20 protein-coding genes and 1 pseudogene are annotated in these 23,080 nt (G+C 38.4%); 15 read left to right on the top strand and 6 right to left on the bottom strand.

Annotated elements, in window-relative coordinates:
* Positions 1–111 precede the first annotated feature (111 nt).
* Positions 112–1,581 carry an AcpB/EbpR/MafR family transcriptional regulator gene (locus tag RV13_RS10520; RefSeq protein WP_060789628.1) on the bottom strand — a complete coding sequence of 490 codons (1,470 nt, stop codon included), beginning with the start codon at positions 1,579–1,581 and terminating at the stop codon, positions 112–114.
* Positions 1,582–1,849: 268 nt separating this feature from the next.
* On the opposite strand from RV13_RS10520, the gene RV13_RS10515 reads away from it, so the two are divergent.
* From RV13_RS10515 to RV13_RS10500, 4 genes and pseudogenes are all read left to right on the top strand, one after another.
* Positions 1,850–2,332 carry a GyrI-like domain-containing protein gene (locus RV13_RS10515; RefSeq protein WP_060789627.1) on the top strand — a complete coding sequence of 161 codons (483 nt, stop codon included), beginning with the start codon at positions 1,850–1,852 and terminating at the stop codon, positions 2,330–2,332.
* Positions 2,333–2,377: 45 nt separating this feature from the next.
* Positions 2,378–3,163 (top strand): class I SAM-dependent methyltransferase, encoded by a 786-nt coding sequence (locus RV13_RS10510; protein WP_060789626.1) that lies wholly within the window; start codon positions 2,378–2,380, stop codon positions 3,161–3,163.
* Between the two features lie 715 nt (positions 3,164–3,878).
* Positions 3,879–4,457, top strand: a pseudogene (locus RV13_RS21365) (SDR family NAD(P)-dependent oxidoreductase); the annotation flags it as partial.
* A 189-nt stretch (positions 4,458–4,646) separates the two neighbouring features.
* Positions 4,647–5,495: an aldo/keto reductase gene (locus RV13_RS10500; protein ID WP_060789633.1), complete on the top strand. Its 849-nt coding sequence runs from the start codon at positions 4,647–4,649 to the stop codon at positions 5,493–5,495.
* 138 nt (positions 5,496–5,633) lie between these two features.
* Here the strand turns inward: RV13_RS10500 and RV13_RS10495 are convergent, their stop codons facing one another.
* Entirely contained in the window at positions 5,634–6,230 is a 597-nt protein-coding gene (locus tag RV13_RS10495; protein WP_060789625.1) for a TetR/AcrR family transcriptional regulator, read from the bottom strand.
* A 200-nt stretch (positions 6,231–6,430) separates the two neighbouring features.
* Between RV13_RS10495 and RV13_RS10490 the strand changes: the two genes are divergently transcribed.
* The 3 genes from RV13_RS10490 to RV13_RS10480 all read left to right on the top strand — a co-directional run bounded on the left by RV13_RS10490 (position 6,431) and on the right by RV13_RS10480 (position 12,770).
* On the top strand, positions 6,431–9,031 hold the full coding sequence (locus RV13_RS10490) for a bacterial Ig-like domain-containing protein (RefSeq protein ID WP_071875960.1): 2,601 nt from the start codon (positions 6,431–6,433) through the stop codon (positions 9,029–9,031).
* Positions 9,032–9,770: 739 nt separating this feature from the next.
* Positions 9,771–10,910: an ArgE/DapE family deacylase gene (locus tag RV13_RS10485; protein WP_028021006.1), complete on the top strand. Its 1,140-nt coding sequence runs from the start codon at positions 9,771–9,773 to the stop codon at positions 10,908–10,910.
* Positions 10,911–11,327: 417 nt separating this feature from the next.
* On the top strand, positions 11,328–12,770 hold the full coding sequence (locus RV13_RS10480) for a DUF2142 domain-containing protein (protein ID WP_060789358.1): 1,443 nt from the start codon (positions 11,328–11,330) through the stop codon (positions 12,768–12,770).
* Positions 12,771–13,395: 625 nt separating this feature from the next.
* On the opposite strand, the gene RV13_RS21535 is transcribed toward RV13_RS10480, so the two are convergent.
* The 4 genes from RV13_RS21535 to RV13_RS10465 form a co-directional block, all read right to left on the bottom strand.
* Positions 13,396–13,488 carry a type I toxin-antitoxin system Fst family toxin gene (locus RV13_RS21535; RefSeq protein WP_111945260.1) on the bottom strand — a complete coding sequence of 31 codons (93 nt, stop codon included), beginning with the start codon at positions 13,486–13,488 and terminating at the stop codon, positions 13,396–13,398.
* Positions 13,489–13,571: 83 nt separating this feature from the next.
* On the bottom strand, positions 13,572–14,174 hold the full coding sequence (locus RV13_RS10475; RefSeq protein WP_060789357.1) for a DUF2922 family protein: 603 nt from the start codon (positions 14,172–14,174) through the stop codon (positions 13,572–13,574).
* Between the two features lie 46 nt (positions 14,175–14,220).
* On the bottom strand, positions 14,221–14,604 hold the full coding sequence (locus RV13_RS10470) for a hypothetical protein (RefSeq protein ID WP_060789356.1): 384 nt from the start codon (positions 14,602–14,604) through the stop codon (positions 14,221–14,223).
* A 521-nt stretch (positions 14,605–15,125) separates the two neighbouring features.
* Positions 15,126–15,704 (bottom strand): sensor histidine kinase, encoded by a 579-nt coding sequence (locus RV13_RS10465; RefSeq protein WP_082718864.1) that lies wholly within the window; start codon positions 15,702–15,704, stop codon positions 15,126–15,128.
* 713 nt (positions 15,705–16,417) lie between these two features.
* Between RV13_RS10465 and amaP the strand changes: the two genes are divergently transcribed.
* The 8 genes from amaP to RV13_RS10420 all read left to right on the top strand — a co-directional run bounded on the left by amaP (position 16,418) and on the right by RV13_RS10420 (position 22,969).
* On the top strand, positions 16,418–16,993 hold the full coding sequence (amaP, locus tag RV13_RS10455) for an alkaline shock response membrane anchor protein AmaP (RefSeq protein WP_028020795.1): 576 nt from the start codon (positions 16,418–16,420) through the stop codon (positions 16,991–16,993).
* Positions 16,994–17,048: 55 nt separating this feature from the next.
* Complete coding sequence (locus RV13_RS10450) at positions 17,049–17,246, top strand: DUF2273 domain-containing protein (RefSeq protein ID WP_028020794.1); 198 nt, start codon at positions 17,049–17,051, stop codon at positions 17,244–17,246.
* 13 nt (positions 17,247–17,259) lie between these two features.
* Entirely contained in the window at positions 17,260–17,838 is a 579-nt protein-coding gene (locus RV13_RS10445) for an Asp23/Gls24 family envelope stress response protein (RefSeq protein ID WP_028020793.1), read from the top strand.
* A gap of 23 nt (positions 17,839–17,861) precedes the next feature.
* The gene (locus RV13_RS10440) at positions 17,862–18,107 is read left to right on the top strand and encodes a GlsB/YeaQ/YmgE family stress response membrane protein (RefSeq protein WP_028020792.1); all 246 of its coding nucleotides are present in this window, start codon (positions 17,862–17,864) and stop codon (positions 18,105–18,107) included.
* Positions 18,108–18,592: 485 nt separating this feature from the next.
* A complete protein-coding gene (locus RV13_RS10435; RefSeq protein WP_028020791.1) occupies positions 18,593–20,146 on the top strand; it encodes a PTS transporter subunit EIIC in 1,554 nt (517 codons plus the stop codon).
* A gap of 33 nt (positions 20,147–20,179) precedes the next feature.
* Positions 20,180–21,517 carry a 6-phospho-alpha-glucosidase gene (locus RV13_RS10430; RefSeq protein ID WP_028020790.1) on the top strand — a complete coding sequence of 446 codons (1,338 nt, stop codon included), beginning with the start codon at positions 20,180–20,182 and terminating at the stop codon, positions 21,515–21,517.
* Between the two features lie 114 nt (positions 21,518–21,631).
* Positions 21,632–22,399, top strand: coding sequence for a MurR/RpiR family transcriptional regulator (locus RV13_RS10425; protein WP_028020789.1), 768 nt, complete (start codon positions 21,632–21,634; stop codon positions 22,397–22,399).
* 69 nt (positions 22,400–22,468) lie between these two features.
* Entirely contained in the window at positions 22,469–22,969 is a 501-nt protein-coding gene (locus RV13_RS10420) for a hypothetical protein (RefSeq protein WP_028020788.1), read from the top strand.
* Positions 22,970–23,080: the final 111 nt, after the last annotated feature.

Below are 23,080 nucleotides of genomic sequence, written 5' to 3'. Positions count from 1 at the left end.
TCATATTATAGGATAACACTGATAAACTGGTTGTTTTTATTATTAAATGGCATAAAGAACAGACCAAAAAAAGAAAAAACTTCAGTCTAGTTAGACTGAAGGAACAAATAATTATTTTTGAATGAGGGTTCTTAACTTTCTAGAAATCGTCTTATAGGTTTGAATGGTTAATTCTGGAGTTATATATATAATTTTTTCTTTAGCAATCGACTGTTCTAACACATGACTACCGGGCACAGTAAGAAGCAGATCAAAGTACTCTTGTTCATTTTCGGTGAAAATCAAATGATACGTATTTTTGAAATGATTGAGCAGCTGGTTTTTCACAATGCGTTCGATGAAGAAAGGAAAATCCGTCTCCATTTTTAAATAAATTTTTTTCTCAAAGTGCGTTTCTGAGAGAATATTTGCTAATAGGATTGAATAATGGGTAATCAAATAGTCTTCTTGTTCAAAACAGGGATTTTTATCGGTGGTCGTCAAGTGTTGGCTCACTGTCACGATCTCTTTTTTTAGCTGTGGGAAATTCCTATCTATATATGGCGTAAGCTTGTAATTACTGATATCAGTGGGAAATTCTTTGAATAGCATCGTGTGATAATGAATGGAAAATAAACTTTTAAAAAAAGACGAATCTGCATCCGTTTTTATGTGTAGCAACGGAAATTGTTTTTTCATCTCTTTTGCGGCTCGCTCTGAGGCTTTAGCTATTTCGGTTTTATCATGTTGATGATTTTCTATAAAGTGGTCCGCATAGTCCCATGAATGGTAGAAGGAGGGCCGAGTTAAAAGATAGAAAAAAAGCAAATGCGTCTCATCCTTTGACATATGATAGTTTGTAGTAAATAAAAGATTTAGTTGGTTGAAGGCAGGGATCGTTTCATTCAAGGCGTATAGCTGCTCGAAGGCATCCTCTCTATGAATGAAGCAACGAGTTCTATAGCGTAGGTAATTAATGGAAACGATTAAAGTAAGTTGGTTTTCGAAAGGAACAGCTAGATACATGCCTGCTTTTTGAGCGACTATCTGCAGATCCTCTGCTACTTTTTTCCTCAGTCCTTCAGAAAAAGGCCAAGAGACCCCCTTATACACTTGCCAATAGAATAAGTATAAATAGAAACGGATGGTTCTCTCGTCTCCTATCAATCTGTATTGGTTTCTTTTTTTTACCAGATCAATGTTGTAGGAGTTTAGAATTTTCTTTAGTTTCCTCATATAGCGATAAATATTTGATTCACTTAAATACGTTTCTTTGGAAATATCCGACATAGAAAAAGAGCCATTTTTTAAAATTTTATCAATCATAGCAAATGGAACACTTCTTTTTAAAATAGAGGTTTTTATTTTGGTATAATCGATCCTACTCATTTTCAGTTGAATACCAGCGCCTTTTTTCCTAATCAATCCGCTAAGTTCTGGATACTCATCAATAAGTGCTAGGTATTTTATAATTGTTTTTCTATTAAAACCTGTTTCAGCGGCAATCTCGTTGATGGTCACCCAACTATCATGTTGAAACAATACATCTAAGATAGAAAACTCATATAATAAGGGTTTATCTAATAATGATCTAAAGTCCATGCCAACCATTCCTCCTGCAATAAATTCATACTATACTATCTATTTGAATAGATAAAGAAGAACGATCACGAGAGAATTAGAAGACAAATTCAATAAAAATTAGCTGTGATCTTTTTCCAGTAGTGCTTGAAGCGATCATGAGTGGCTTTTCCTCCTATGGTTTACAATGTTTTATTAGATTATAATGGTTATAGATAATATCTGTTTTTGTATATAGTACATAAAATAAAGGTTAGTAATGTCTTTACTGAATAGAGGAGGAAAAGGAATGGATTATCAAGTTGTTACGATGGAAGACTTCCAACTGTTGGGCAAGGGTGAGATGCAATTAGTTGGTCAGGTGAAGGCCGATTTGTTTTGGCAGAAGTGTCAAAAAGATGGGACGCTTGCGAAACTAACCACTTATTCTACTTCTGATGAGAAAGAATGGATTGGCTTAGCTGATGGCGAATCTTTCGATGGGGAAGGTTACATGTATTACATTGCGACACCCTATCATGCAGAGACGGTTCCTTCAGGATACACAACTCTTACGCTTCCTTCTTCATTATGGATAAAGTTCCGCAGTGCTTCCTTAAATGTTAAAAACACGGCGGATAAAGACTGCTGGACCTGGATCTTTTCTGATTTTTTTCCGGCTTCAGAGTATGAGCCGGCAGGCTTCCAGCTAGAGGTTTATCCCAAAGGAGCCGGTAGCTACCCAGACAGTTTATCGGAAATATGGATTTCTGTAAAAAAATCTAGTGATTGAAGATAAACAAAGAACGATAAAAGTGAAAACAAAAAGGAGCAGAGAATGAAACACAATCCAATTATTTCAAACTATGATCACTTTGAAGAAGAACAGAGAGCCTTCGGCAGTAGAGCTGATCAGATCGAGTTTATCTATACAAAACGATTGCTTGATTTTTATATCGACTCCTCAAAAACAGTGCTTGAGTTAGGCTGCGGAACAGGCTATTATGGACTGTATTTATCAGAGAAATGTAAGTCCTATCAGGGAATTGATCTTGTGCCAAAACACATCAAACAGTTCCAGAAAAAGATAGTCGATCACCAACTCCCGAATGTTCAGGCGGCTGTTGGAGATGCAACTCATTTGCCAGAAATTCAAGAAAACACCTATGACATTGTGTTAGTCTTTGGTCCCATGTACCATTTGCAGCCCAATGAACGCAAGAAGGTAATCGCAGAAAGTAAGCGAGTCTGTAAAGAGGGCGGCTTAATTCTATTTGCTTATATCAATAAAGTAGGCGCTTATCTGCGAGCGTGCTTTGACGATGATATGAAGGTAAACTATCCCAATGCTGCCACAAATCATTCAGTATTTGTAGAGGGGATAGATGACCATCTTCCGGATGTTTTCTATTTCACTATGCCAGAGGAGATGGTGCAAGACGCAACAGACGAGGGATTAACGGTCGTCCGTAATGCGGGTGTAGATTTCTCCTTCAATCCAACAGGCATAAACAGTATGGACGAGGAAAAATATGCGGTTTGGACCGAAATAATGGACTATATGTACAACAGCAGCTCCTGTGCGGGAACCAGCAATCATGCGGTGCTGGTCTGTCGGAAATAGGCTGTAGACTTATAAAATAAAGTGTTCCCCCTGATAAAAGAGACTAGGTGTTTTATAATTATCGTAGCTCAAGAAAGCAATTGCTTCCTTGAGCTGTTTTTTTTATTTAGTAAAGTACTGAGTGGCGATTAATATGTTTTCGTATAGCCAGGCTATTCATTGTATACGATATCGTTTGTAGTATTTATCTAAAAACGTTATGTATGCCGTTTCCTTAAGCAATCTTTTCAAAATTTGTATATAAGGTGCTGTGCTAGATTGCTATCGAGAAGTTGGTGGTGAACTTTTCGGTTTGGTAAAGAATTAGTAACTGAACGTCGATCAATTTTTAGGAGATTAGTATTAATGAAGGGCTAAATAAAAATCTTAATCACGAACAACGAAAAACTATATATTTTTAAAAGCGTTCCGGACTTATTTATCATAAAAAAAAGAAGATTAAAAATGTTAATAAGTTAGTGTTTTTAGGTAAATTGGTTTTGTTCTAAAAAGAACCATCATATGATTTATCATGGATAAACAACTCTAAAAAATTATATCTATATAGTTATTTACAAACAAAAGATAAAGTGTATAATCAATTTTAGGAACCGTTTTCCGCTTTTCATTTTTCTATAAGGGAAAGTGAGAGAGTTACTACGAAGGTGTTCGATAGGTTCGTGAATACCTTCTACATAGGATCATACAGAAACATCGAAAAGAACTGGTGGGGGGAATGAGAATGTCGGATTTAACAAACAAATGGGCGCTTGTGACAGGCGCAAGCAGGGGAATAGGCAGAGAGATAGCGCTATTTATGGCAAAGCAAGGAGTCAATGTTGTCGTACACAGTCGTGAGCTGGAGCATACGAGCTCAATTGTTAAGGAGTTAGAGGAATTAGGCGTTCAAGCATTTTCTGTGGCGGCGGAATTATCCGACGAGCAGCAAGTCAAGCAGATGATTGCATTCGTTTCAAGCAAGGTGACGATTGACATTTTGTTCAATAACGCCGGTGTTCAGCCGAAAAAACAAACAAATTATTGGGGCGTAGCTGTTGATGATTATCTCAGTACTTATTGGGTCAATGTCATTGCACCGATGCTTTTAATAGAAGGTTTCTTACCAAAAATGCTGGAGCAAAACTTTGGCAGAATCATCAACACAACAAGCGGCATTAAGAATCAACCTGAACAAGGAGCCTATGCAGCATCGAAGGGTGCCTTGGATAAATTAACAAAGGATCTAGTGAATCAATTAGCAACGAAAGATGTCACAATCAATCTAGCAGATCCTGGATGGGTACGGACAGATCTTGGGGGTGCGGAGGCTCATCATGAAGTAGGCAGTGTAATTCCAGGAATGGTTCTGGGCGCTTTTGTTAAAAAGGGAGTAAGCGGTGAGTGGATTTCTGCTCAGAAATTTGCGGGAAAAGCCTTGGATGAAGCACTGTCCTTATTGGAACGGGAATACGAAAAAAAAACAATAGATTTAGGAGGAACGAGTATGAACAAAAACAGTACCTATACATTATCGAATGGAGTGGAGATTCCTGTCATCGGCTTTGGTACGTGGCAAACACCGAATGGCGAGATTGCTGAAGCGGCGGTAAAATGGGCGATCGAAGCAGGCTATCGTCATATTGATACTGCATCGGCTTATCGAAATGAAGCTTCTGTAGGTCGCGGGATAAAAGCCTCTGGGGTCTCTCGAGAAGAATTATTTATCGCAACAAAATTGGGAAGTAAAGGACATTCGTATACTGCCGCGAAACAAGCGATTGATGACTCTTTAAAAAACTTAGACCTAGATTACATCGATCTTTACTTGATTCATTGGCCAAGTCCCTTAGCCATTCGTGAAAATTGGAAGGAAGGGAACGCAGAAGCCTGGCGAGCGATGGAGGAAGCGGTAGAACAGAAAAAAATCAGAGCCATCGGTGTTTCTAATTTCTTGCCACACCATTTAGACGCATTGTATGAAACAGCGAAAATAAAACCAATGGTCAATCAAATCTTTCTAAATCCTAGTGATCAGCAGCAAGAAGTTGTGAAGTACAATCAGGCGCATGACATCTTAAGTGAAGCTTATAGTCCATTAGGAACGGGTGAAATCTTTAAAGTAGGCGAATTAAAAGAAATCGCTGAAAAATACAATCGCTCCATTGCGCAAATTGTTTTACGCTGGAGCCTGCAGCATCAGTTCTTACCATTGCCGAAGTCAGTTCATAAAGAGCGTATTCAAGAAAACCTTGAAGTCTTTGACTTTGAAATAAAACCAGAGGACATGGCAATCATTGATGGCTTAAAAGGATTAGCGGGAAGTGCTAAAAATCCTGATCAGGTAGATTTTTAAGCTTCTAAAGAGTCTATCTTCTACAAAAATTCAATTAGACCAACGATAGGATTCGTTGGTCTTTTTAGTTGCTTCTTCCACAGTAAGAACACTGAAACTACATAATCTAAAATGAGGGAGTTTCGCTAATGTATAAAACTAGTTTCTAGTATACAGCTCCATTAAAGAGGGTGTTAGTACGGACAGTATTCGTTCAGTGACAATTTCAGGAGAAGGATTAAAATCAGACAGAAACCATTCCTCCGTGATCGCTCGTACACCGGTTGTCATATAAAGGGCATAGCTTGTAATAGTGTCTTCAGAAAATTTAGCGGAAAAAATCTCGGGTAAAGCGTTCAAAAAATGATTGTAATAAGTGCCATGAAGGATATCCATAAAGTCGACAGTAGTGTTTTTAGATAGGAGACAGGCGATCTTCTTTTTGTTTTTATAAAAAAAGCTCATAATCTCCAGCGTGTTCGGATATAAAATCTTTTTGATCTCCTTAGTATCGGCCATATTCACAAGATTTAGAAACGGCAGGTTCTTCTTCTGTATTTCATCAAACTGTGCCAGTAACACTTCAACGAGGACATCAATTATGTCTTCTCGGTTTTTGAAATAATTGTAAAAGGTAACTCGACTAATGCCTACAGACTGAGTAATCGCTGTTACAGATAGTTTATCCAATGGGGTGGATTGTAAATGATCAACTGCGCAGTCAATGACCAAGTTAGGAATGACAGAATCGTTCATACTCTTTCTCCTTGAGTCTAGTATTTTTTATAACAAGTGTTTACTAGTTAATTATAATAATTACATTTGTTCTTTTCAAATGAGAGCATCATATTGTGCTAAATACTTTACATCTCCTAGTTAAGTGTAAATTGATATCTTCAATGAGGACTGTATTATAAGGTTAGAATAACAAAAAAGTATTTTTTAGGAGAGAAATGATGAATAAAAAAGTTGCAAAAAGAGTCCTCAATTGTTCTGTGTTCTCGTTGTTACTGTTCAATCAGGTACTGCCGGTGGCTGGATATGCTGGAGAGGCTACTGACGAGAATCAAAAAAATTCCTTCGAGGAAAATAACTCGTGGCAGGAAGAGAGTCTTCCTATTGCGGAAGAAGCTGAAAAGGGGGATTTTTCAGAGGAATCAGGAGAGAAAACCGATACAACAAGTAGCCAAGAAGAGCATTCATTGATACAGACGAATGTGGACATTGCTTCAGGAACGTTTGGAACTTGTCCTTGGTCTATCGATCAGGAAGGAACGTTACATATATACGGAGGGACTTTAGGTTACGATCCTACGAGTTATTGGTCCAGCTATCGAGAGAAAATAAAAAAAATAGTCTTTGAAGAAGCGGTAGAGGCACATTGGAACAGCAGCTATTTATTCTATCGGTTAAACTCCGTGACTGAAATCCAGAATATTCATCATTTAAATACTTCTAACGTGACGGACATGAGTGGGATGTTCGGCTTTATGAGTAGCCTAGAAACGCTAGACGTATCAAATTTTGATACGTCTAACGTTACAAGTATGAAAGAGATGTTTAACTCTATCGTCAGCTTACAGGCATTAGATGTGTCTCACTTTAAGACGAGTAATGTGACCGACATGGCGAATATGTTTAATGATTTAAGAAATATAGAAAGCTTAAATGTATCGAACTTTGATACGAGTAAAGTGACGAATACGCGGGGGATGTTTGCGAACACGAATAAGTTGACTTCTTTAAATGTATCAAACTTTGATACAAGCCAAGTGACGGATATGAGTTATATGTTCAGTACACCAAATATTCCAGCGCTGAACCTTTCGAACTTTGATACCTCTAAGGTAAAGAACATGCAGGGGATGTTCGCAATGCGGGGGATAGAGTCGTTAGACTTATCGAATTTTGATACGAAGAATGTTGAAAACATGAGTTATATGTTTCAATCCACAGAAAACTTAAAAGCATTAGATTTATCAAGCTTTGATATGACCAATACGACAAATGTGAATGAAATGTTTTTTACAGGAAATAACCGACCAATAACGCTGGAATCCTTAAAATTAGGTGTGAAAACAAAACTGTCAGAAGCGATGGGTTTAAAGGAACCACCAGAATGGGGCATTCATACAGGAAGATGGATAAAAAAAGATACTATAGACGCGTATTCATCTAGCGAGTTAGTTACTCAATATGAGGGCAGTACAATGGCAGGAGAATATGTTTGGGAAGAAAATTATGATTTGAAGGTGCGAGATATCCAAATTTTTGTGGGAGATGACTGGCAGATAGGAGATCATGTGATAGCTGTTACCAATCAGTTTGGTCTCGATATCCCCATAGAAAAGCTTGAATTTGAGACACTCGGAGTCGATCTCGCAAATAAAAATGTGGATACATCACAACCTGGTATATATTATATCCGTTTTTATCAAGGGAAAAAAATATTATCGGGAGCCATGCTGGTTATTGAGGAAAAACAAACAGCTGTGAGGGTGACAGATTCAACCCTTTTTGTAGGAGATGACTGGAAAGCATTAGATAATTTCGAAAGTGCAGTAGACGAAATCGGGCGCCCAGTATCCTTCGAAGAGATAAAAGTAGCAGGCGAAGTAGACACAAGTAAAGCAGGCAAGTATGAAATAACATACAGCTATGGTGGAGTATCAAGTAAAGCTATCGTCACAGTGAAAGAAAGACAAACAGCGATAAAAGTAAAGGATAGCACTCTATTTGTAGGAGCCCCTTGGCAGTCGTCAGATAATTTCGAAAGTGCAGTAGATGAAACCGGAAGCCCAGTATCCTTCGAAGAGATAAAAGTAGCAGGCGAAGTAGATACAAGTAAAGCAGGCAAGTATGAAATAACATACAGCTACGGTGGAGTATCAAGTAAAGCAATCGTTACGGTGAAAGAAAGACAAACAGCGATAAAAGTAAAGGATAGCACTCTATTTGTAGGAGCCCCTTGGCAGTCGTCAGATAATTTCGAAAGTGCAGTAGATGAAATCGGGCGCCCAGTATCCTTCGAAGAGATAAAAGTAGCAGGCGAAGTAGATACAAGTAAAGCAGGCAAGTATGAAATAACATACAGCTACGGTGGAGTATCAAGTAAAGCAATCGTTACGGTGAAAGAAAGACAAACAGCGATAAAAGTAAAGGATAGCACTCTATTTGTAGGAGCCCCTTGGCAGTCGTCAGATAATTTCGAAAGTGCAGTAGATGAAATCGGGCGCCCAGTATCCTTCGAAGAGATAAAAGTAGCAGGCGAAGTAGACACAAGTAAAGCAGGCAAGTATGAAATAACATACAGCTACGGTGGAGTATCAAGTAAAGCGCAGGTAACTGTGGTCAATAAAGAGAAATTGGAACTAACGAATCAAGACAAGGATAAAGATAAAAATAATTATCAAAATAAAATAGTCTCAAGCAATCAAAGGAGCAACCAACAGCGAAAATTGCCACTGACTGGAGAAAAGAAAAGTCAGTATTTACTTATTAGCGGATTAACGATAGTCGTTCTAGCATTAATTATCCTGCGCAAGGTGACACTTTGAGATTTAAATGTCGTATTTCTATCATAATAATCGGCGTATTCATACCCGACGACTAAACTATTTCTTGTTGTTTATACAACATCGACAGTAATTGTATTTAACTGATTAATCTCTAGTATTCGATTTAACTAGAGATACCCAGTAAAACCTTGATTTTTAAACAGACTGAAAAGTCAAAAAGAATGCCTTCTTTGGAATCACCGAGAAAAGCACATGATTAGGCTATTTTATTGTCTAGTCGTGTGTTTTTTTACGCACTTTCCATATATTTGTTCAATCTTCATTAGGCGGACGATAAAAGAAAAGTCATAAATGACCACTGTTGTTCACTTGTGTGAAATCGTTTTGGTTGAATAAATGGTCGGCAGTTCTATATAAAAATGTGATTTTTACCTATAAAAAATTTTTTTGATCTATTGTTTATATAACAATAATTTTCTGTCCATAGTAGCTATCATCATGTCATCTCGAGATACGTATGAATTTACTATAGAATACATCCTTATAAAACTGAAAAATATTTATATATAGAAAATTTGAACTATTTGAATGAATAATTTTTCTTATTTACATAACGTATGGCATGAGTGCTTAAACTTTAATTATAAATTATTCAGTGTTATTATATTGGGGTGAAAAGTAGTACGAGAAGGGCTATAGATGATTTCAATCAATGTGACAGATATCCCCAACGATTAAACGTGAGTAATCAATAACGATCAGAAGAAAGGTGATACTGATGGAGAAAGAAAAAAGAATAGCTATTTTACAAGACGTGATAAAAATTCGGTCAGTGAATAATAATGAGGCAGAAGTAGCCGATTATTATGCAAAACTTTTACAGACTCATGGTATTGATAGTACAAAAATTAACTACCAAGAAGGTCGTGATAATTTAGTAGCGACAATAAAAAAGGGAAATTCAAAAAAAGTCCTAGGATTATCAGGTCATATGGATGTTGTTGATGCAGGAGATGAAAGCCAGTGGAAATTTCCTCCCTATGAGGCAGTAATTGATGACAATAAACTTTATGGTCGCGGTTCTACAGATATGAAAAGCGGTCTGACTGCCATGGTTATTGCCATGATCGAGCTAGCTGAAGAGGAAGTTTCGTTTGATGGAACAGTGAAACTGCTCGCAACAGTCGGAGAAGAAATAGGAGAGCTTGGGGCGCAACAGTTAACAGAAGCCGGTTATGCGGATGATCTAACAGGGTTATTGATAGGAGAACCGACGAAATACAATTTGATGTATGCTCATATGGGGTCAATTAATTATTCCGTGATTTCACGTGGGAAGGAAGCGCATAGCTCAATGCCTGAACAAGGCTTCAATGCGATTAATCACCTAAATGAATTCATTACGAGAGTAAATAAAGAAATGGCCACTGTTGCTGAAAATTATGTGAACGAAGATCTCGGCCGAACGATTCATAATGTGACTGTAATTAAAGGAGGCAATCAAGTAAATAGTATTCCTAGCTATGCTGAGCTTCAAGGAAATATTCGTTCCATTCCAAATTTCAGTAACGATGAAGTGAAAAGCTTGCTCACTACGATCATTAATGAATTAAATGAAGGCTCTGATTATAAACTGGAGCTATCGATTGATTTCAATAAAATTCCTGTAAAAGCCGACAAAAATTCAGCGCTCATTCAAGCGGTTCAAGATCAATTCGAGAAGCCTTTGCCTCTAGTAACAGCAGCTGGTACAACGGATGCTGCCGAGTTTACTAAGTCAGAAAATACATTCGACTTCGTTGTTTTTGGTCCAGGAGAGCCCACACTTCCACATCAAATAAACGAATACGTCGAGATTGATAATTACTTAGATATGATTGATAAGTATAAATCAATTATCAAAACCTATTTGAGATAGCTGATTGATTTAGATAGAATTTAAAACAAACTAGGAACATTGTTTACCACGGAATGAAAAAATAGCCAGAAATACCTTGAAGAATAATCAGGTGTTTCTGGCTGTTTAGATTGGGCCAATAAAAAGAGACAATGTATGCTTAAAAGATAAAAACAAAATTGGTTATTGCTACTGATTTCACGGCATTTTTAGTCGAAACAGTGTTAGAAAAACGATTGATTGTCTCATAAACTTTTCTGGAAATATAAAATTATCCTCCTAATGTGATGCATCCTCCGTGTTCCTCTTTTTTCTTCAGTATATTTTGAACTATAATAAATAGATACATAAAAAGAATACACGCTAATTTACTTTTACAGCAGGTTTTAATTCCAGTATGCAAAATGTATAATTAAAAGGTAATTTAATTAAGCAGGGGTGATTCTAATCGAGAAAATAGTGAATGCTTGTCTAGGTATCTTAGATTCATTGAAGAGGGTACCTTTTCCCAACAGATTATTTTTATTTCTCTCATTAATTTTTGGATTAATGATGGTAAACATAGTTCCACCGTTGCAAGCACCGGATGAGGTGGGACATTTCATTAAGGCCTATTCATTTTCGGAATTTAAAATACGCCCCGAATCCTTAACGAAAAAGCTTGGAAAGAATGAAAGTACTTGGGGAAAATTTGGTTTTGAAGTCCCTTACACAATAAAAAGTATGAACTCCTATGCAATTGATATGAATGGTAAAAAAGAAAAATTTCCCTATTTTTACGAAGAGGTAGATAAGGATAAAATTAAAAAGGGTGAGAAAGCCTTTATTGGGACTGGAGGAATAACTAATTACTATTTCGTGAATTATATTCCCCAAATTCTTGGGATAACCGTTGGAAAAACCTTAAATAAACCTATGGTATGGCAATATTATGCAGCACGCTATTTTAATTTAATTGGCTATATCCTGATTATGTTTTTGGCAATCTGGAAGTTCCGCTTTTCTAAGTTGGGTGCGGCAGTCTTGGCTCTAAATCCAATGGCGCTCTTTCTCGCTTCGTCAACATCAGGAGATGCAATGATCATTTCAATGAGTTTCCTTTTCGTCTCTTGGCTAACCGGTCTGATCGGTAAAGAGCGATTAACGAACCTAAAACTTCTAATTAGCGCCGTGTTAATGATTACGTTAGTTCTGCTTAAGCCTACATTAATTGTTCTAGGAATGCTCTTCTTTCTGATTCCTAATAAGTCCTTCAGTATAAAAAGGAAAGCAGTGTGGGGGATTGTAATTTTTGTGTCCTGCATTTTATTCTATGTTATTTGGAATAAAATGATGATTGATCAACAAATTCTTTATCGAGATTTCGGGAATCCAGACAAACAGTTGGCGCAATTCTTAAAAGACCCATCAATCTTCTTTGAAAACTTTCGAAAAAACTACTTATTTGGTGTGAAAGGGGACAATATTGTCTATTCTTTTGCTGGTAAATTCGGCCTATTAGATGCTCCTATGGGTCTTCATTGGATCGTTCTATATTTTTCAAGCATTATTTTAGGTTCTCTGGTCCAAGAGAAAGATAGTCAATCATTGATAGCTTATCAACGTGCCATTCTGCTTGTTATGCTGGCGCTCTACACGTTACTAACGTTCTTTGCTTTGTATCAGATTTGGAACAAAGTCGGTAGAACAACCTCAATTGAAGGTCTCCAGGGAAGATACTTTATCCCTATAAGTTTATTAGTTGTTCCTTTGTTTTCAAGTAAGGATGCGATTTTGAATATCAAACCAATGAAGATTAACATTATTGTTTCACTGTTATTGGTATTAGTACTAATTGCGGCAATTGTAACTCTAACCAGCCGTTATCCAGCGGCAGTGTAAATTCAAGTCTTTCTTTTATAACAAAAAGAGTATACTCATGCATAGTAGCTGTCTTGAGATATCATGATTTTAGATGACCGCGATGACAATTGGGTGCAGCTGTCATTCTAACCCACATGCTGACTGTCACACATTTAGCAAAAAAAGCCCTACTCCTGACCGAGTAGGGCTTTCGTGGTAGCATCCTTCGAAATTCTCATATTTCGCAGGCTGATTACCGGACGTTCTCTTTTGATTATTCGTTAGGAAATAATTCTGAAAAATTCATTCCTTGAACCAAAAGATTTCCGAGGAGTTAATATAATTTTCTCATTCGTATAGTAGTTCATTGCGTTCAACGAAATAAAGGGATTCTTTCTATAGGAAGTACTAAGCAGTGAATGAATTCTGAGATAGGAATATATAAAAAATCATTATTGCGATAACGATAGTAGGAATAGGGCATTTTGATATCCATTTGGAGCATAATGCTGCTCCCCATATGAAATAAAAGAATGAATAAGCCCGTACTTTTCCGACTAGTTTATCTTATGATTGCCCACAATAATGGGTTAAATTTCATAGCAGCTGAGAATCTGAAAGTACGGAATGCTTTCAGATCTTCAGCATGTTTTGTCTTCAGTCGTCATGGATCACGCCCGCTCAACCAGTGGTTGACTAGGGCGATGATCAGCCCCACAAAGAGCGGAGCGAGGACATATCGAATCAGCTCGCTCAAGGTGCATCACCTCCTCTCCGATGTGGAGGCTGACGACTTGAGCAAGATAGACCTACGCATTATTTATTTGAGAAGGGCAGAATTTAGCTGCTGGAATCACCGTCTCGAGAACGGATGTCTGGGTCGTCCTTGTTTCGATTGATTTTTCGACGAAGCCGAGCGAGAAAGCCTTTTTGCCGACTTTCCTGTTCTGGAACATCTGACTGTGCAACCGAAAGATCAGAAGAATTCTCAGCAGAGGTATTTTCCAATGATGTAATTGTTTTTTCTCCGATTTGTGGTGCAGGTATTATTAATGAAAGGGAGTCGTTTCTCGTTTCTGCTGGTTTCTCCAAACTTTTAGCAATCGCAGTTCTCGATGCATTGAACAAATAGTCGTAGCTGTTTCCTGTTTTAACAGCGGGCATTTCCGGTTCTTTCTCTATTTTTGGAGAAGGAACCGTTTTTTCTTCTTTAGGTTCCTTTTCTTTATCAAAAATCTCGGTTTCTTTAGTAGTAATGATCTTCGCTGTCACCACGGAATCAAATAGTTTTACGCCATTTTCTTCAAAAATGTCTAATGTAGTTAAGAGTTCGCAAGCTTCTTTGATCACTGGTATTGGCAGATCATTCTTTAGATTGTTATATTTCCAGTCATGTGTTGCGCCCAGACCGTTGGTAAAGGTCGCCACTAAATCCTGTCTCATAGCCTTCTTTTCCTTTCTCAAATTTTTTTGCGTAGGTCATCTTCTATCAAGGTTCATTCGTTTCATCGGGACGGACTTTGGCAATCAAGGAACGGACAAGGGACACGGCTTTTTCACCGAAGTTACGGACAGGGAAGGTTCTCAGTTTTAAGGCTTGCCACTCTGGGGCCATGAAGTAATCTTGAAAGTAGTAAAAGAAGCGCTTCATGGTGCGAGTGGCTTTCGTATTCATGAAAATCTCACGGACAAGATCCTTCAGAATGAAAGCAAACTCTTCCGCACCTAGCTGGTGCCGTATTTTCAAAGTGAGAATGTATTTAATCGTTAAGCTGCTGTTTTGTGTACTGTAGTAATACTCTTTGATACGTTTTTCTAAGGTTGTTGATTTCAAATGGAACAACTGGCGGTACGAAAGGGTTTGTTCATTCATTAAAATAGTTCCTCCGTTTCATAGTTTGTTAATATCGGCCGGTGACTTAACGATAAGGTACAAAATAAAACTAGGTCAAAACCGTGAAAATTACATTTAGGGGCCAATTTTGCAGAGGCAACGACTAAAATATTTTGAATAATCCTGATTTCATAGGCTTTTGAAAAAAAGAAGCACCAAATCCCCTGCAAAATTCAGGTCCAAATGCAGAATTCAGCACTTTGACAACGGAGAGGTTTTTATGCTTGCAGAAGAAATGTTGATATATAGGCATTTATTGGTAAAATATTATTTAAAATTGGTTAGTTAAAATAATTGCTTTCTATTTTTCTTTAGTTTTTCTTAATATATTTTGGTTGGAAACGAAGAAAGATTCCTTCTATTGGTATAAACAGGTAATCGAATCAAATGGGGAAGTCATGTAATTAATACAATTGTTTAGTTTTAAACAAGTACGGCTTTCTACTTAATAAAAATAATAAGGGAACAAACCGCACTCGCAGTTTGCTCCCTTATTTTGACTATTCTATGCTACTTTCACTCTTCTTAGGCAACGTAACAATAAACTCAGTCCCTTCACCCACCGTACTCGTAACCGTAATGTCTCCTTGATGCTGCTGCGTGATCAGCTTGGCAATGGATAGTCCTAAGCCCAAACCATCTGGATTTTTCTTTCGCGAGTTGGTGACTCGGAAGAAGCGATCGAAGAGTTTCGTGACATTCTCTTCAGAAATGCCGATGCCTGTATCCTTGACAGAGATTTGAATATCCTTTGGTAAATTTTTAAGGGTTAAGGTGATTTGTCCTCCTTCATTGGAATATTGATAGGCATTATCAAGCAGAATCATCACTAATTGATTGATTCTTTGCTGATCACCATAGAAGGGAACCTCAGAGGCTAGATTAGCCTTTAATTGAATGGTCTTATTTTGACAGACTGGTGAAAATTTTTCTACGATGCTTTTTAACAAGCTATCTAGTGAGAAAAATGTTCGCTGGATTTCCTCTTCGCTCGTATCCGCGCGAGAGATAGTAAGTAGATCAGAGACTAAGCGTTCCATGTGCTGCTGTTCGATGTGGATATTTTCCAGCCACTTCATTTGAGCACCGATTATTTTAGCAAAGTGACTTTGGAGGCACCGATCCAACTCTCATTTTTCAATATCGTTCTTAGTTACGTCATCTGGCTGATTGTCATCCTGATCATTGGCCGAAGAGCGAGCAAAAAGCCTGCCTCAAGAGCAGCGAAAATGACCATCAAGGCTTGTTTGATTAGTGAATAATGCATTGTTCGTATATGAGAAAGCATGCATGAATGGGCAATCGCTTTGAAGTCTTCACGAAGCTGAAGAATGGCTCGATGTAAATTTGAAAAAGAAAAAATGGACGTCTCGTAAGGGGACGTCTTTTTTGTATTTAAGAGTACATTAAAAATAAAGGTTCTGCATAGTGGATTTCAGCACACTTTTTAATCAGATTATTTATTTTTTAATGTTTATTGGTTGAGTGGAATAATCATAAATATTAATTGTAACAATTGAGAAACTATTATTCCGTAACTTATCATAGATTTATTGTCAAATAGTAAGCTTAAATAATGCGTATTTGGATATTGTGAGCTGAATATTTCAAAAATAAAATAAATCAAGTTATGATGATTTATGTAAGATGATTTACTTTCACTAAAAAAGCTTTTAATTTTCTGTTAAAAATATGGATGGAATATTGGAAATTAAAAGAGAGATTAGAAAAGTGATCCGCATTAGCAACATAATTTATTACTGAGTTTCTATTATGAAGGAGGTGTACAATTATGAATCGTGGAATAAAAGCAATCGGGATTATCATCTCAGTTATCTTGATGTCAGCTCTGCTGATGGTTATCGCAATCAGTTCTCCTTATATGAATTTGCCGTTTGGCATTCATCGTACGGAATTTATCAGAAATTCTCTATCTAATTACTTTCTTCGCGAGTACTTATTTTGGGTAGCGTTAGTCTTCTCAATAATCTTACTGATTTTCATTCTTTTCCTTATCTTTTATCCAAAGGTCAAACAAACATTTGTACTGAAAGAAGAGAAGGGACGTCTCTCCTTAGACAGAAAAGCGATTGAAGGATTTGTTCGGACGAAAACGCAGAATGTCGGATTTGTTGCTTCACCAGATGTGAAGGTGCGTGCGACAAAAAATAAGATCAGGATCAAAATCAAAGGCCAATTGAACCGCACATCTGCCCATATCGGAAAAACAGAAACATTGATGAAAGAAATTCAACAGGAACTACAAGAAATCCTAGGTAGTCAGGAAAAAATCAAAGTGGATGTTGCTTATAAGTCTTTTGATGATGAGCAAGACAAGAACACAGCTGATCACTCACGGGTAAAATAGTACAACGCAATGCTCAAATGGGAGCAATCAATTACACGAATAAGGAGGGAGCCGCTTGAAAGATTTAATGAATCAATACAAACTCCCGATTATTTTCGGGATCGCAGGGTTAATTTTAGCCATATTGCTGGTAGCGATCGGTTTTTTCAAAACATTGTTGATCGTTTTATTAACTGGATTAGGCGCAGCACTGGGCTATTACCTGCAGCAAACCAATTTATTAGATGAATATTTTAAACAAAACAACCATTAGGAGGAAAAGTATCATGGAAAACAATTTTCAAAACAAAAATGTAAACGATAAAACAGCCGTATCAGGACAAACACCAAACAAAGCGTCAGAAGTCAAAGGTGAATTAACGTATGACGATAAGGTTATTCAAAAAATCGTTGGCACAGCGATTGAACAAATTGATGGGTTATTAACCGTAGATGGCGGATTCTTCTCAAATATCGCTGAAAAATTGGTCAATACAGATAACGTAACGACAGGTATCGAAACAGAAGTCGGTAAAAAACAAGTAGCTGTGGATATGGATGTTGTGATTGAGTATGGAAGAGACATTCCAAAAATTGCGGATCGTATCAAAGAAGTCATTCATGATGAAGTGGAAAAGATGACACATTTAGATGTGATCGAAGTAAATATCAATGTCGTGGATATCAAGTCTGAAGAAGAGTATGAACAAGATAGCGAAACGGTTCAAGACAAAGTAACTAGTGCAGCGAAGACAACAGGTGAGTTTGCTTCAAAACAAACAGACAAAGCAAAAGGTGTAGTGAACCGCGGCACAAACAAAGCGCAAGCAAAAATCGAAGAAAATCGTGAACCACGAGTAAAATAAGTGTATTGTAGGAGGAATTTGTCATGGGTTTATTATGGTCATTAATTATCGGAGCAGTTATCGGTGCAATCGCTGGAGCGATTACAGGTAAAGGAAACAGCATGGGCTGGATCGCAAATATCATCGCTGGTTTAGTAGGTTCAGCGTTAGGTCAAGCAATATTAGGTTCTTGGGGACCTTCTTTAGCTGGAATGGCGTTAGTACCATCAATCATTGGAGCAGTCATCTTAGTCTTGATCGTCTCATTTTTCTTAGGTAGATCTAAATAGATATCTAGATTAAGAACACGGCGCTAAGATAGGAATCAACAGAAGTCGAGCACCTTTAAATGAAAAGATACAGCTCCTTGATGAAGCTTGTACCCAGTAATTAATAAGTGAAGTTTACCGAGTGTTTCCCCCGAAGAAGATTTTTATCTTATATGAGAAAATGGGTATATTGTTCAAGCATCAACGGAGGAAGGAAAGCATGGAATGTGCTTTCCTTTTTTTTGTTCATTCTCTTGTATGCAACAGTAAGGTCCCTTTTTAAATACTGTTCCTCCTCTGAGCTCAATTCTTTTAAAGAATTGAGCTCTTTTTTAACGAAAAATAGTGTTTCTCTCCGTTTGTTATTAAAGCTGCTATTTCTCTTTTTTGGTTCCTATTCTTGGACTTGGGTCCAAAGAGTGGAAGGAGTATTGTAACGGGTTTCATATGTTGGTAGTCTGAGGTCAAGAGATACGTATACTCAATAAATTGAATGGAGAGAAACGATGAAAAGTAAATTTTCTCAGACGATGCAGGATTTTTCTCGAGCGGTGATCGTTCCAGTGAAGTTCATGGCGGTAATGGGGCTATTCTTGGCAGTTTCTGTTATTTTACAATTGGAATTCATGCCGAATGTTTTGCAGACCTTTGGCGGGCTGATCAAAACAATGATGGACAGCATGTTAAATAATTTAGCATTGATTTTCTGTGTAGGAATCACTGCTTCGCTAGCGAAAAAGAAAAAAGTTGAGGCTGCTCTGATATCATTGATCGCGTTTTTATTCTTTTTGGCAGCAAACAATGCGTGGCTGACGCTGACGAATCAATTGGCTGAAGCAGGGGATATGGGTCTTTTTGGGACAGGACAGGCTGTAGTTTTAGGCTTTCAAGTTGTCGATATGAATGTCTTTTTAGGGATGTTGGTTGGCTGTATCGTCGCGTTTATTCACAATCGCTTTTCAGATAAGGAATTTGTGGACTTCTTGAGTATTTATGGTGGTTCACGCTTTTCCTTCATGATTCTGATCCCGGTTATTTTAGTGACAGCGATTGGAATGAGCTACATTTGGCCGGTGGTGAATGGCTGGATTTCTTCCTTGTCAGGCTTTATCTTGACGACAGGCTTGTTGGGCGTGTTCATTTATTCGTTCGGTAATCGATTCTTGATTCCGACGGGGTTACATCATTTATTATGGATGCCATTTTGTTTTACTGCGTTAGGCGGTACCGCAAAAATTGGCGGTCAGGTTTACAATGGTGCGGCAAATATTTTTTACGCAGAAATGGCCAATGCGGGGTCAATTACCAGCTTAGACCCATCGTTACGCTTTGCGACGTTTGGCTTTGTGAAGATCTTTGGCTCGATCGCGGTTTCTCTTGCATTGATCCACTGTGCGAAAAAGCAGCGCAAAGAGGAAGTGAAAGGGATGATCCTGCCGTCAATGTTCGTTGCGGCAGTAGCCGGCATCACGGAGCCGTTAGATTTCTCCTTCTTATTTGCTTCACCGCTGCTATGGCTGGTTCATAGTTTACTAACGGCGGTATCAGAAACAATTCTGTGGGGAATCGGTGCCAGAACCTATATGCTGTATGGCTTGATTGACACCTTTGTCTCTAATTCTGTGTTTAGCCCTTCTGTCACGAAATTTTACTTGGTGATTCTTGTTGGAGTCATCATGTCAGTCATTTGGTACTTTGTGTTTGTCTTGTTGATTAACAAGTTAAATATTAAAACACCGGGTCGAGAAGATGAGGAATCAGAAGAAGCAGTACTAGTAAATGAAACGAATGGCGAGTTTACGGCAGATGGCAGCGCAGACTTTGACTTAGTTGTTGCTGGATTGGGTGGAAGAGAAAATATCGAAAGTATTTCCAATTGCTTTACCAGATTAAGGGTCACGGTGAAAGACGAAGCGCTGGTTGATTCGGCTCAATTAGAGAGAATCTCTCAGCAAAAGGGTGTTGTTTTAAATGGAACGAGTGTCCAAGTCATCATCGGGATGGGGGTTCAAGGATTTAAAGAAGATATCTGTGAGAGATTAGGTATGAGCGAATCATAAATTATAGAGAGTCAATTTGAAAGGAAGAGAAGAATGAAGTTGGAAAAACAGTCAGTCGTAATTGCAGGTGGGGGAAGCACCTATACCGCAGGAATCGTCATGATGCTTATCGAAAATCAGGAGAAGTTTCCTTTACGCAAATTAAAATTTTACGATAATAATAAAGAACGTCAAGATATTGTTGCGAAAGCCTGCGAGGTGATTGTAAAGGAACGCGCGCCAGAAATCGAATTTTTAGCAACAACGGATCCTGAAGAAGCCTTCACCGACGTTGATTTTGTGATGGCCCACATTCGAGTGGGTGGCCTTGCAATGCGTGAACAAGATGAGAAGATCCCTTTGAGGCATGGGGTTGTTGGCCAAGAAACCTGCGGGCCTGGAGGAATGGCTTACGGGATGCGTTCGATTCCAGGAGTGGTGGAATTGATCGACTACATGGAAAAGTATTCGCCAGAAGCTTGGATGCTCAACTATTCGAATCCAGCAGCGATTGTAGCGGAAGCGACACGTAGAATGCGTCCAGAGGCAAAGATTATCAATATCTGCGACATGCCTGTTGCAATCAAGAAGTCTATCGCCGATATTGTCGGCTTAGAAAGTGAAAGCGACATTGTCGATCGTTATTATGGATTGAATCATTTTGGCTGGTGGACAGAAATGACCGACAAACAGGGCAACGATCTTATGCCGAAATTGAAGGAGCATGTAGCAAAATATGGCTATGCCGCTGCCAAGGGAGAAGGCAACCCATTACTAGAGGAAAACAGCTGGATGGATACCTTCCAAAAAGCCAAGGATGTTTACGCAGTTGATCCGCTGACTGTTCCAAATACGTATTTAAAATATTACCTATACCCTGATTACGTGGTGGCTCATGCCGATCCAAACTATACTCGCGCCAATGAAGTGATGGATAATCGGGAGAAGAATGTATTTGCGGAGTGTGAGCGAATCGCTGCGGCGCAAACAGCTGAGGATACAACGATCGAAGCAGGCGAACATGCTGAATTTATCGTCCAATTGGCCGGAGCGTTAGCCTACAATACTTATGAACGGATGCTTCTCATCGTTAAAAATGAAGGGGCGATCGCCAATTTATCTGATGATGCGATGGTTGAGGTTCCTTGCATTGTCAGCAAGCGCGGTTACGAGCCGTTATGTATGGGGAAAATCCCCCATTTCCAAAAAGGAATGATCGAACAGCAGGTAGCGGTTGAAAAATTAGTCGTGGATGCCTTTGAGCAAAAGTCGTATCAAAAGCTTTGGCAGGCGATGACACTATCTAAAACTGTTCCTTCTGCGGCAGTGGCAAAAGAGATTTTAGATGAAATGATTGAAGCAAATGGCGACTGGTGGCCAGAATTAAAGTAAAATCTGCAATGAAGGTATGAATGGTTGGCAACGATCGTTCATACTTTTTTTCTATAGGGAACACGCTGCATTCGTTTTAGGATAAAATAAGATGAAAGAGTAAGGAGGCTGGCTATGCTTTTTTCTGATATTGTCAATCAACATTATGAGGCATTAAATGAAGTCGATCTTCAAATGGTCAAATACATCCATGCCCATCCGAAAGAAATGACGACAATGGGAACCAATGATTTCGCGAAAATTTGTCATTCTTCAAAATCATCCGTGATTCGCTTTACACAAAAGCTGGGCTTCACTGGGTTTAGCGAGCTGCGGAATTTTTTAAAGTGGCAGAATAACCCCAGTGATGAACAAAAGGAGGCGAGCTTCAAAACTCGTATTTTTTCTGATGCGGAACGGACAATCAATTATCTCAAAACAAACAACTGGGAAAACATTTATAAGGCGCTGGAAAACAGTCGAAACGTCTATCTATTAGGAACCGGTGTCACCCAGCAAAACCAGGCGGCAGAATTGCAGCGATTATTGTTGCTAATCGGGAAACCCGCGCAAATGATCCCGGCGTCCTCTCAATCCAATGAATTCAAACGGATCATGGAAAGCATCAATGAAGACGATTTGATTTTTGTTTTGTCATTATCTGGAGAGAATCAACATCTCTTCAATGTGTTAAATGTTCTTTCCACCTATCGTTCGACGATTGTGTCGATTACAACTATGCAAAATAATTTATTGTCTGGCAGAGCGGATTTTTCGCTGTATGCCTCAAGTAGTCGCAGCCCGAACCCGACAGACTGGTGGTTGCAAACCGCCTCCTCATTTTTCCTATTGATTGAAGCCTTTGCTTTTGGCTATGTGGATTATTGTCGGAATAAAAAGTAACCGTGTTCACAGGATTTTCTTTAATCGCAAGAGATAACCCTCTATAATGAAAGAAAGGAGGCGTTTGGAATGAAGAAAATAGCTAGCGTTGTTGGACTCTTTTTCACTTGTTTGTTACTTTTTGGTTTTTCTCTTGAAGCTTCCGCAAGTGTTGCTGTCTATCGGTTGTATAACCCGAATTCTGGTGAACATTTTTATACGCCTGATTTGTCAGAGTCAAGGTATTTACGAAGTGTTGGCTGGCGCGAGGAACAGATTGGCTGGTTTGCACCGAATTTTCATACGGGAGCGCCTGTCTATCGACTGTACAATCCAAATGCCGGAGATCATCATTATACGATGAACAGCTATGAAGCGGCACACTTAGTAAGTGTCGGGTGGAGAGATGAGGGTGTTGCTTTTGTGTCCGCTTTCTCTAATCACCCTCGAGTGCCTATTTATCGGTTATATAATCCAAACGCAAAAGCAGGTGCCCATCACTACACGCCGAATTCGAATGAACGGGATCATCTTGTTCGAGTTGGCTGGCGTTCAGAAGGCATTGGCTTCTATGCAGAAACGGCTGAATAAAAAAAGCATGCAGTCCGCTGCATGCTTTTTTCTGTCTAAAGGGATTGTTCGCTTTTAGTAAATGAGGAGTAAAACCGAGAAAGTTCTTTTTTTGTCCTGAAAACAAAGTAG

It is taken from the genome of Enterococcus raffinosus (assembly GCF_001886185.1).
Lineage (GTDB): Bacteria > Bacillota > Bacilli > Lactobacillales > Enterococcaceae > Enterococcus_A > Enterococcus_A raffinosus.
The sequence above is the reverse complement of the archived record's forward strand: the minus strand, read 5'-3'. Positions and strand labels throughout refer to the sequence as shown.